The 12306-nt window shown below is 52.1% G+C and carries 5 protein-coding genes, 1 tRNA gene and 1 pseudogene; 1 reads left to right on the top strand and 6 read right to left on the bottom strand.

Annotation, left to right across the window (positions count from 1 at the left end; genetic code table 11):
* Nucleotides 1–24: 24 nt before the first annotated feature.
* Nucleotides 25–100: transfer RNA gene (locus LKO31_RS00180), tRNA-Lys, on the top strand.
* A gap of 14 nt (nt 101–114) precedes the next feature.
* On the opposite strand, the gene LKO31_RS00175 is transcribed toward LKO31_RS00180, so the two are convergent.
* From LKO31_RS00175 to LKO31_RS00150, 6 genes and pseudogenes are all read right to left on the bottom strand, one after another.
* On the bottom strand, nt 115–300 hold the full coding sequence (locus tag LKO31_RS00175) for a hypothetical protein (protein ID WP_227688067.1): 186 nt from the start codon (nt 298–300) through the stop codon (nt 115–117).
* 603 nt (nt 301–903) lie between these two features.
* A pseudogene (locus LKO31_RS00170) lies at nt 904–2069 on the bottom strand (IS3 family transposase).
* A 447-nt stretch (nt 2070–2516) separates the two neighbouring features.
* Complete coding sequence (locus tag LKO31_RS00165) at nt 2517–5123, bottom strand: porin family protein (protein ID WP_227688066.1); 2607 nt, start codon at nt 5121–5123, stop codon at nt 2517–2519.
* Between the two features lie 105 nt (nt 5124–5228).
* Entirely contained in the window at nt 5229–5717 is a 489-nt protein-coding gene (locus LKO31_RS00160; protein WP_227688065.1) for a hypothetical protein, read from the bottom strand.
* A gap of 82 nt (nt 5718–5799) precedes the next feature.
* Nucleotides 5800–9177 (bottom strand): TonB-dependent receptor domain-containing protein, encoded by a 3378-nt coding sequence (locus LKO31_RS00155; RefSeq protein WP_227688064.1) that lies wholly within the window; start codon nt 9175–9177, stop codon nt 5800–5802.
* Between the two features lie 795 nt (nt 9178–9972).
* Entirely contained in the window at nt 9973–12159 is a 2187-nt protein-coding gene (locus LKO31_RS00150) for a TonB-dependent receptor (RefSeq protein ID WP_227688063.1), read from the bottom strand.
* Between the last annotated feature and the right edge of the window lie 147 nt (nt 12160–12306).

Below are 12306 nucleotides of genomic sequence, written 5' to 3'. Positions count from 1 at the left end.
CGGACGGCAACGCCGAACGATGATGGGCCCTTAGCTCAGTCGGTAGAGCAACTGACTTTTAATCAGTAGGTCGCTGGTTCGAATCCAGCAGGGCTCACCACTAATTCCAATAAGTTAGTGGTGAGTACAGATTTTCATTCCGACAGCATATTCCGACTTTTTTCCGACAAATCCCCCGATTAACGGTTCCATTTCGCCACACTTCTCAGCTGCAATTTCTTCCAGATATTTGTTGCAGCCCAGCTCCGCCGTCTTGGCTTTTGCCTGAGATGCTCGGTTATAGATGGCGGTGGTGTACAACTGGGCGTCGCCACTGATCGCTCGGGTGCCGTCGCCCCCCCGGTGCTTGAAATGCCCGTCTTCGCGAAGAGATTGAAAGTTACCCCCGTCACATCATGGTGGCGAACAGCCCAAAAATGCGAGTTCAATCTCACGCGGATAGATGTCGGGACACAAAGCGTGGCGGGAGACGTCATATAAGGCCTCGGCCTTCAGCACATATTGTGCCCGCATTTTCCGAGCCGATTGCAACCAGCGCCAAACGGTCCGGCTGAGCGCCCCCTAGCGAGCGAGCAAGAGCACTCTGACTGCCAGCAGATCATTCGCAGGCCAATATATGAATTTCCATTAGGCCTTGGAATGAATATCGGTGCGTATCAATGATCGGTTGCACTTGCTCGGGAAATGGCAGTCTCAGTTGGGACGAAACATAGGCGTCTCGCAAGCAATGATTGCTAGCATCATTGTGACAATCCTGAGCGACAATCCATCCATGTCTCACGAAATCGTCTATGACGGCGAGTTAAGTTTGATTGGCCGCGTGGTAGCTATCGTCAGAAAAATTTAATAGTTAATGTTGTATATTCATAATGCATGATGTCCATGTGACCTGACCCCCATCTTTCATCCAGCTGCAACTAGAAGCCGAGTGGTGTTGTCGCGCATAAGCGCAGGCGAAGCAACGGGCGAGGTTAACCCCGCCCGTTGCTTTTCAAGTTCGGCGGCGAACGCCGCCGGGGTGGCGTAGCCGAGCGAGGAGTGCGGCCGCTCGGTGTTGTAATCTTTGACCCAGCGGGCAAGGATCGTGCGCGCCTGACCGATCGTGAAGAACAGCGTCTCGTTGAGCAACTCGTCGCGCATGCGACCATTAAAGCTCTCGACGAACACGTTCTGCGTTGGTCTGCCGGGTGCGACATAATGCCACTCGATCCCGACATCGCCGCACCAGGCCAGCACCGCGTTCGACGTCAGCTCCGTCCCGTTGTCGCTGACGATCATCTTCGGTGCACCGCCCCTGGCGACCAGATCGCCCAGCTCGCGCACGACCCGCCGGTCCGAGATCGACGTATCGATCACCGCCGCCAAGCACTAGCGCGTCACGTCATCGACGATGTTGATCACCCGGAAGCGTCGCTCGGTGACGAGCTGATCGTGGACAAAGTCCAAGCTCCAGCGCTGGTTCGGAAGCGCCAGCACCGGCGCAGGGGCCCGCGCGCCGACGGCGCGTCTTCGTCCCTTCCGGCGGTGCACCGTCAGCCCTTCCTCCCGATAAAGCCGCTGCGTCTTTTTGCGGTTGATGGTGATGCCGTCCCTGCGGAGCAGGATATGCAGGCGGCGATAGCCGAACCGCCGACGCTGCTGCGCCAACTCACGCAACCGCGACCGCAGGTCGCCATCATCGGTTCGACACGAGCGGTATCGCATACTCGTGCGATCCGCTCCGACGACAGCACACGCCCGCCGCTCGCTCATCCCCAGCGTCGTCTGAAGATGCGCGACAGCTTCCCGCTTCGCGGCGGGCGTCACCATTTTTTTGAAAGCAGATCCTTCAGACCCGCATTGTCGAGCATCGTGTCGGCGAGCAGCCGCTTCAGGCGCGCGTTCTCTTCCTCGAGCGCCCGAAGCCGTCTGGCGTCCGACACCTCCAATCCCCCGAACTTGGCCTTCCACGCATAGTAGGTCGCAGTCGACATGGCGTGACGACGGCACAGATCCGTGACCACTGCGCCCGCTTCGGCCTCCTTCAGGATGCCGATAATCTGTTCTTCCGAAAACTGCTTCCACTTCATCTGTCCGTCCCTTCTTCAGGTCGGACTCTAGCTTCAACTGGTGGAGAAAATGGGGGTCAGGTCACTTTATCTATGTGGGCGTTGCAGACCGTTTAGTCGGGTCATTTCCCATAAAGTCATGTGATTAGAAAACAGCGCCGATCGACGCAAGGGCCGAGCTTCATAGCCATAATAACTTCCTAGCGGTTCGCGATGAAGCAGATGCCGGGACATCAGTCGCAGCATATAGTCGCCCACTCCTCCCTTTTTGATCCTCAAGCTGAATATTCTCAGGTCGATTTTCACAAAAGCCGCATCAATCATGATCGTTTTGCGTTCACTAGGTTGGATCCGAACCTTCCGCTGGTCAGCTAGCGAATATAAATTGTTCACCATTCAGGCTCTTAATCCGTAGCATGAGCCCCACCGAAGATCACAGACAACATAGGACGCGCGCGCCTTATAAAATCAAAATTTCTTGCGGATCGTGATGCGTATTGTGCGGCCAACCGGATCTACTTCATAGCGGCTATAGCCGGGCGGCTTGGTGCCATTACCAAGCGTCACACGGCGATAAGCGTCGAAGAGATTTTGGGTATCTATCGAAATCTTCAATCCTTCTAAAATTTTTCTTTTCTTTTGCACATCAAACAAGCGGTCAGGCTCGAGAAATATCGAAGTATCAACAGTTATCGGTGGCTTATAGATGAAGAATTCATCCCTATTCGCAGCGCCCCGCATCAGCCGCGAAGCGCTACTCCAGTTGCTACTCAGATTTGCGCCAACCCCTCTTTTTGCCACCGTCGCCTGTAACGAGAGGCTGTGGCGTGATTGACCGCTATCCCGCAGTTGATCGATCACCGGAACCCCAACGCGCGTCAGCAATTGACTTTTTAGTCGCCAGCGATGGTTGAGCGCTAGGCTGAACTGCACATCATCGCCGACGGAGCGTGCATTATGCGCACCGTTGCGCGGCTTCGACCGGCCCCTTTGAGGCAAGCGCAGAGCAAATGCGGACGTCAATTCCTCATCTCTGTGCTGCGCAATATTGATTGCACGGGCGTCCACGGCCAGCAACTGCCCGTCCACATCTCGGGTTACGCGTTCCGGAAAGGCAGCCTCAATCACGGGCGTCAACTCAGGGAAAGGGCTTATCCCACCCTTCGCAATGGATCGACGATAACCCAGATTCAAGGTCAAAAGTTGATCGCCCAAGGGCCGCGCACTAGCGGAGAGCGAAAGATTTTGCCGTTTCCCGCGCTGCAAATTCGGGTTACCACCAGTGGTCCAGAAGGGCGCAGCAGACACTTGCTGGGCATAATCGAAGATACGATTAACTGTCGTTATGATCGGAGCAGCCAAATGATCGAAGGAGGGTGCAACTTGCGTATAGTCAAGCCCAGCACGAAACTGCACAGCTGACCAAGGCGTCCAACTGACACTGCCGCCATAGCGTTTTTGCACCGGACTGTTTGTCATTATTTGCGCGCTCGCAGAGACATCAAATATTAGGTCGCCGAGCCACGAGGGGCCAGCACTTCCGCGCTGCACGACTGGTATGCTCAGCGACATCTGACCGCTCGACAGTCTGCGCGTCACATTCTGCGTTTCCGTCGGGCTATTCAGTGTGTCGCGCTGCTGCCCTCGCGTGCTATTATGGCTTGTATTGACAGAAAAATTCCAGACAAGCGGCCCTGCGGGAAGGTTGATGAGTGATTTTCGGACATTGAAACGAACACTAAGCCCCTCACTCGTTGAGCGACTACGGTCGGCAAGCAACAGGTCATCGTCCCACAGGCCAAAAGGGTTGAAGCTGGGTTCCGCCGCGTCCAGTAAGTGCTGAACGCGCACAGTGTCGATGCCACGCTCCAAATAGTTATTCGCCCTATTATGCGAATAGTTGATACCCAAACTTGTCTGCCAATCCCCAATACGGCCATTCACCGTCACCGAAGCGCCCAGAGCCCTAGAGTTATGACGCGTTCGTAACGGCCGTTCCCCCGCAAAAGGACGCGTTACCAATATATCGTCTGCAAAGGGAGACCATGGGTTCCCTGCCGGTACCATCACCGTCGCCATTGGCAGGCCGCGCAACCCATCGCTGCTATTTTTATTTGCATTGAAATTAAACGAAGCAGAAAAAGCACCAATAGGGCGCGTGACACCGATTGAGAAGGACGCGTTGCGCTGCCTTGACTGCAATGTCTCAAAGCGATTTGGATCGAGACGTTGAAAATTGTCCGCCGTGTCTGCAAAATCCATGATGTCGGGAGCATTCAAAAGGGCGGCTGGCGGGATGCCGGCATTTTTTACTACTCGGCCGGCGATCAAGCTTAGTGCTGGGTCAATTTCGTCCGCATCCCCACCCGAGATAAAGCCGACACCATCAAATATGCCTTCACGGCGAGGAACATCTCTTGCACTCTTTAGCAAAGCGCCCTCATGGCCGATCCTTGCCGAAGCGTTCCAACGCGTGTCCCCGCTGATTGCCGTGCGCGTAACCGATAATTTCTTCCCAAGCTGCCCGCCAGCAGTCGGGAAATCCACGCTCGCGTCGGTGCTCAACATTGAAAAACTTCGCTTCAGGACAAGATTGACGACACGCCTGCCAGCCGCCTCGCCATAATGCGCTGCCGCTTCCGGTTTTAATAGCGTCAGGCGCTCCAGTGCTTCCGTCGGGTAGGACAGAATAGACCGGTCAAATCCTGCTGGCTTGCCATTGATTAGCAGCACGGGCCCGCTCCCGTCATCGCTGATATAAGGGGCGATGCGCGTCAACAAATCTTGGATGCTATCGACACCTTGGTTGGCGATCTCATCCTCATGAAACTCTGTTTCGGCGGCGACTTCTGCTTCGCCCCGCCGCTTCGCCAAAACAACAATCTCATCGCTTGAATTATTCGAAGGGGCGTTACTGGGCGGGACGGTTCCATGCAAAACCGGCCCCGCCACAGCCCCCCCCTGACTTGTCTCGGCAAAGGCCGCCGCGCTGTGCAGCAGCCCAATCGGCGAAAGTGCTGCAAACAAGGCAATATGCTTTAATTGATACAGCTTAGCCAGAATAAGCGTAGCCACCCTTTAATAAAATAACATCACAATAACGAATAAAATTCCATTTTAACAATATGCAGCACTGCAAATTCATTGCAGTGCTGCTTTATTCAATTAAAATTGAGAATTTTAATTGATATCGCCACCTGTTGGGCTGAGCAAATCAAGGACACCATTCATGGTGCACGGAGCACCTGCTGTTGCGGCAGGCATGCTTCCGGCGACACTCAACGTCTGCGTTGCAACATCCCAAGTTCCGACGATATCCCCTTGGCAATCGCCAGCTGTAACCGTTTGTATAAAGACATTTTTAAGCGTCAACTTCTTGGATGTCGCGTCATAATCAATATCTGACGAAGGTACATGGTCAGGAAGGACCGATGGGCAAAGAGTATTGAGGCCACCGGGGCTCGCAGGATTGGGGGCCAATACGATTGTCGCGCCTGCACTATCGATATCCAGCGTAACAAGGCAACTCAAGGCAACACCTTTGTTCACAGCCACAATACCATCCAACGACCAAGGCAACGATGGCGTGTAAACAGGCGTCGCAGCTTGTACCAAAGGAGCCATCGCCAGCACAGATGACGCTACGACTAAAGAAATAAATTTTTTCATTTTCACTCTCCCAAAATGTCAAACTATTGTTTGACGAATCGATTATATCAAAAAACTATTCTGTTGCAAATAAAATAATTACTTAAAAAGATTTAGAAACACTAAATGCTATAATCCTTGGATCAAGAGTGAATACATTTGTAGTCAAACCTGTATCATCACTATTTGTAAAAAAGTCAGTTATAGTGTCATTATTAAATATATTTTTTGCATATAATTGAAATGATAAGTCGTTTTCGACATTTTTCAATGTTATTGCAGCATTCACATTATCCCATGACCTTAAGCGATCATATGCCGTATTATAAACACGGGCATAGCTTTTCGATTGTCGGTAATAATCACCTCGGAAGGTTAATTCCCAATTTCCAGCATCCAGGAAGAATGTATATTGCGCACCTATATTCAGGGTCCAGCGTGGAGAATTGGGAAGTTCATTGCCCTCCAGCGGGGCAAAAAATCCACGGCCTCCATTCGGAGCCCCGCTGCCGCCATCTGCAACATTCAGGCCAATGGTATCGGGATTATAAGGCGCAAGCGGATTATAGGTAACACCGTTAAAGCTGTAATATGGAAGGCCTTTTTTGATAATAGGGTTCCCTTCAGCATCCTTTAGATCAGGGTCCCAAGTTCCAACCCGATTAGAACCTGGGCACAGCGATGCCAAGGCAACCTCGGGAGAAAATGGAGAGGCGAGTATCTTTTCCACTATCACGCGCGGCGCAATGCAATTGGATGGCACCTGCAACCAGGGGCGCACCACCACCCAATCCGGATCACCTTGGGTTCGGTCCATCACATCGATCGATTGCGCACCCTTTTTCAATCGGGTCTTTAGATAACCCAAATTGCCATCGACACGAAACGCACGCGATGGACGCCAAGCCGCTTCCAGTTCAGCACCCCAAATATTGGCATCGAAATTCTCATTATATGAGATACGATCGACAATTTGCGAAATCTGGTAATCTTTATAATCATAAAAAAATGCGTTGGCATTTAATGTGAAGCGGCCCCCAGCGAAGCTGTTTTTCGTGCCGATTTCCAGCGCATTGACAAACTCGGGCTCAAAAGTTCCTGGCAGAAATTGATATTGCACAACTTCTGGATTGAAATCCACGCGCGGCGGATTTGTGCCACCCCCCTTATACCCCCGAGAGAGCGAGAGGTAGACCAGCGTATCATCACTAAAGCTCGTATCCGGTTTCCAATCAAGGACCAGTCGGCCCGTAAATTCGCCCCATTGCTGATGAATATCCGGAAGCGCTGGATATCCGCTATTGACGCGTCCACCCGTGATATCGCCGGTTATAACATTCGGATCCACGTCACCCGTATCAGGGTCTATACCATTGCCGCCGCCAAGCAAAAGTTGGCTGGGAATCTGCGACGATCTTTTTCTGTCATTGGTATAACGTGCGCCAACCGTTAATTTCAATTGATCATTAAAATTATAATAAACCTCTCCGAACAATCCCAAGCTCTTAATATGGACATTATTTTTGCTTAGAAAATAATTATGTCCTGTGTCCTGAATATTCTCGAGAGAATTTTTCTCGACATTGATGCATTCCGTTTTTTCATACCCCAATGGACAATTGGCCTTGACAAGCCCAGTAGGAGTCATCCCCCCACCGTATAAATATTCCGCTATGAAGGTGAAAAGATTGTTAAATACGTAATAATTATCCTTCGTTTTAAAATCCAAATAATTTGCGCCAATGTTAAAATTGAACGGACCAGAAAAATCTGATTGAAGCCGCACTTCCTGCGACCATTGGCGATTGTTTGACTTCATAAGATCGGCAGAGATCATCCGATCAGAACAGCCCAACTGATAATCGCAATAGACTCCGCCAGGAGTTGGGCCCGGATTAACCTTGGGGTCCATATATTGACGCGAAGAATTCCATAGTCCCGGATGATTTGGGTCGCTCAGGGACGGTGCGGAATCATTGAAGATAGGATCTGTTGCGAAGCGGTTATAATCTTGGGTTGAATAGAATTTATCGCGAGCATAAGCGGATTGCGACACGATCTTTAAGCCGTCGCTCGGCTCAAATTCCATATTCAACTGTAGAATGTCATTCTTTGCGCGAAAGACGGGATCATAGCTGGTCGAAATCTCGCGCAGATTTTTCGACTGAGTTAATCCCTCATAAAGATTGGCTTTTTTTGTTGCATTAAGAGTTGTTCCGCGGGGACGTGCACCGCCGGTCGCCGGTGAATTTGTTCCAATAACTATCCCCGACGGAACAATCATATAGACGAGACTATCGCCGTTGGGCACACCATAGGCTGCATCGTCATAGATGGACCCAGGCAGACACCCCTGGCTAAGTTTGCCACGCAATGCGGCATTAGGGACCTCCACATTGCCAACCATTTCCGGTCCCGGATCGGTATGACAAAGCTGCTTCCCTGTACGGGAACGATCATCATCCTCGTTGAAGTGCTGCCAGATCAAATTGGCCCGAAAGCGATCGCCGGGGTCCCATGCCACGATCGCCCGCGTGGAATATAGGTCGCGACCATTCACGCGCTTTTGCGAAAATGTATTAAAGTCAAACCCATCCCGCTGGGTGGCCGCACCTGATACACGGACGCTTAGGGCATCGCTCAACGGCACGTTCAACATTCCGCTGATCCGCTTGGTTTTAAAATTCCCAACCTCGCCCTTCATTTCGCCGAGGAAATCCGTACCGGGCATAGCTGGGATCATGTTGACCACGCCAGCGGTTGCATTGCGTCCGTAAAGCGTACCTTGCGGACCACGCAGGACCTCTACGCGCTGCATATCAAAAAATTCTGCTTCAAACAGGCGATTGCGCACCAGCGGCGTGTTGTTGAAACTCACGGCCACAGCCGGATCGCTGGATGCGGAGATTGCCTTGGTCCCAATCCCTCGGATTGAGAAATTATACATGCTGAAGTTGCTTTTTGAGAAATTGACGTTGGGGATAGCGCGCAGCAACTCCGATCCGCCCTCAATTTTGCGATCATCCAGTGCTTCGTTCGACAATGCCGTCATTGCGATAGGCACGTCGATAATTTTCTCTTCTTTTTTCTGGGCTGTAACGACAATTTCGGAATCAGTTGGTGCCTGCACCGCCTGAGAACTGGTCTGCACGGCGTTTCCCACCCGCTTTACCACAAATATGTTGCCGTCCCGCTGAAATGTAAGGCCTGTGCCCTTTAAGAGCGTGCGCAAAGCTGTGTCTGGATCAGACTGTTCACGCAGCCCCGCTGTGCGCTTTCCGCGGACAATCGACGCTTCAGCTAGAACTGTCATGCCATTTTGCAGACCAAAATCCCGCAATGCATTTTCGACAGCCTGCGGCGGAATATTGTATCGAACCAGATTTTCACGAGCCATAGCCGGTGACACGGAAACTATTAAGCTGCCGCTGGCTACGCTGCCCAGTAAAATCTGTTGTAATGCTGTCGCACGAAAGCGCATTGCGTCGTCCCCATCCCTATTTCTAATACGGGGTTCTAACCCCTCTGGCTTTGGGCAGGTTATCGCCTGCTCAGATAGTAAGACGTGAACTATGTGAAAGAGGGGGTGTTGACGGGAAGATAATTTTACCGGATTCTGTATGTGAATAATTATTGTTTAAAAAATATAAAATGATTTCAATAATTACATCAGCTATTCCGTGACCTTTTCGCTACATATCGTTGTAGATTTGCTTTTCGGCGAAGAACAAGTGCAAGGAAGTGGTACTATTCCATAAATTACGGCCACTTATACTCGCTCTCCCCGTGGACGGAGCCCCCCAATGGTGCTCAGTGACGATCAAATGCCGGACACACCCGCTTTGCCATCAATCTGTGGGGGCAGGCTGAGCGGCGAGCAGCAGGAACCGCACCGCGTGAGAAAAGCTTTACCGCACATGGTCTGATCAGCAACGCAGCCAATGTCGTGATTTACGCCGCCAACGCTTTTCATAACAAAACCGCCTACCCTAACGAGATGTGGCAGAGTGATTGTATCGGCTGCATGAAACCGAGGGCACGCAAAAATATAATTCACATTAGATTACGCGATTACCGTCCGTCATAGATCATACATATAGGTCCAAAAACAAAATCACCTCGGAACCCATTGCCGGAGTTCCAAGGTGAATTTGAGGAGATGTGATTGAAATCCCACCTTCTGAACAGCTTTCACCACATCGCGCTGCGACGCAGCGAAAGCATATCATAGCAGGTGCCCCGACATGCCAAGCAAATGGGGCACCTGCTTATACCCTTAATATTCGAAGGTCAGTTCCATACCATAGTTACGCGGTTCACCAAAGATCGCGCCGGGGGCACCTGCTGTGAAATGCGTGACATAATAGGCTTTGTCCGTCAGGTTCTTGGCGAAGGCCGACACACGCCAATTGCCAAAGCCAACAGGAATGTCCGACAGCGTCAGGCGTGCATTGAGCAAGCCATAGTCACCAATCACATAGCGCGCATCACCCGTTGCCGTCGATTTCTTGCTCTGCATGAAATAATCGATGTTGGCCGTCAGCAAACCGATTGACGTTTCGGGGAATGCATATTCCGCGCTGGTCGTCAAAGTGTGCTTGGGCGCTTCGATGAACGTAAAGTTCGACGTGATGTTGTTGCCAGTCAGCGGGTCGATGATGCGCTGGAACTTGGCGTCCAGATAGGCATAATTGGCTGTGACCGTGAACGCCGAGGTTGGCTTGGCGGTCAGATCCAGTTCAAAGCCTTGGATGCGAGCCTTGCCAGCGTTGAAGATATCGGTGTCTTGTGGACGCAGTGGATTGGTCTGAACGTTGGTCTGGATGTCCTTATATTGCGAACGGAACACCGCAAGGTTCGCACGCAGGCGGTTGTCCAGCCAGCTCGACTTCACACCAAATTCCAGCGAATTAAGCGTTTCGGGACCGAAACCAGCGTTGAAGCGCGCCGTTGTGGTTGCCCGCAAATTATACCCGCCGGTCTTATAGCCCATGGCATATTTGGCATAGACGTTGACGTCGGGGTTGATGTTGTAACCAAGCGTAAAGCTGGGGCTGACATCCGAGAAGCTGTTCTTGCCAACACCCGGAACATCCGCCGTCACACTGTCGTCCGTAAGGTTGGTATTCACCGAAGCGCGCGTTGCTTCGCGTTCGTCGCGCGACCAACGCAGACCACCCGTCAGATACAGGCCTTCCATGAACGAAGGACGCACCGTCACTTGACCATAAGCCGCATAAGCGCGGTTGTGGATCGTCGCGGCGCGATTGTTGCGATAGCTGTTCGGAACAAGGGTAAAATCGGCGCTGTCGCCCTTTTCGTCGAAATAATAGCTGCCAAGGACATATTCGACTTGGTCGTCAAACAGCGAACCAATGACTTGAAGTTCTTCGCTAAACTGCTTTTGCTTCTGATCAAAACCAGTCACGAAAAAGGGGTTAACATTGCCGATAGCACCGGTCAGATAATCCTGATAGGTGTTGTTTGACAGCTTGCGATAGCCGGTCAGCGACTTGATGGTGACGCTATCCGAAACGTCCCAGCTGGCAGTCAAATTATGGCCCTGCGACGTGACATCATTGGCCATCAAACCGCGAACGTGCGGCGAACCAGCAGTCGGGCGGTCAGCGGTGTTGGGGTAAAATGGCGTCAGCACCATATACGGCGGCGTATCATTAATGTCCGAACGGTCGTAGCTGTAACGTAGGTCGAGGCTGTCGGTTGGCTGCCAGCGGATGGCCGCGCGATAGGCGTCACGGCGTTGATCGCCCCAGCGCTTCACGCCGGTGCCCGGATTTTTGACGAAACCGTCCTTCTTGCTGTGCAGATAGGCCAGTTCAACCGCAATGGTGTCGCCGATCGGCACATTTACACGAGTGCGCGAACGGAACTGGTTATAGTTGCCAATCGCTAGCGTCTGCTTGGCACCAAATTCGCCGAGCGTCGGAGCCTTGGTGATATAGTTGATCGCACCGCCGGTGGCATTGCGGCCATAAAGCGAGCCTTGCGGGCCGCGCAGCACTTCGATCCGTTCGATCTCGGCGATCTCAGCCGACAGACCCTGACCGCGGGCAATATAGATGCCATCAAGATAGACAGCAACGCTGGGGTCCACCGTGATCTGATCGTCATTATTGCCAACACCGCGAATGAAAACCCGCGCAGTCGTGGCGCTGTTCGGGTGCGGCGTCACTTGCAGGGCGGGAACTTGCGTGCGCAAATCCGTCAGGTCAACAATGCCCTTCTTCTCCAGATCAGCGCTGGTCATCGCCATGATCGAGATAGGGGTTTTTTGCAGCGATTCCGACCGTTTTTGCGCGGTAACAACGATTTCTTCTAATCCGCCCGAACCTTGCGAAGACGCTGACACGGCTTCTTCTGCAACATTGTCCTGAGCCAATACGGGCGACACGCCCGTCAATAAACAAGCTGCCATGGCAAGCCGTGAAACGAGGCCCTGCATATTTCCTCTCCCTGCTGACGCGCGATACCGCGCTGAACTTCTCCGTCTTCCATCAGACGGACCGCCCCTGTACGCAATGGTTTCGTACAATTCAACGCACCAATGTCAAAATTTGTAGATATGCGTATTTTTGCAACACTGGGAAAC

The organism is Sphingopyxis yananensis, assembly GCF_020687785.1.
Classification (GTDB): domain Bacteria; phylum Pseudomonadota; class Alphaproteobacteria; order Sphingomonadales; family Sphingomonadaceae; genus Sphingopyxis; species Sphingopyxis yananensis.
This window is presented reverse-complemented; position numbering and strand designations above follow the sequence as displayed.

Coding starts and splice junctions, on each gene's coding strand:
- LKO31_RS00150 (WP_227688063.1), bottom strand. CDS start 12,159: ATGCAGGGCCTCGTTTCACGGCTTGCCATGGCAGCTTGTTTATTGACG.
- LKO31_RS00160 (WP_227688065.1), bottom strand. CDS start 5,717: ATGAAAAAATTTATTTCTTTAGTCGTAGCGTCATCTGTGCTGGCGATG.
- LKO31_RS00155 (WP_227688064.1), bottom strand. CDS start 9,177: ATGCGCTTTCGTGCGACAGCATTACAACAGATTTTACTGGGCAGCGTA.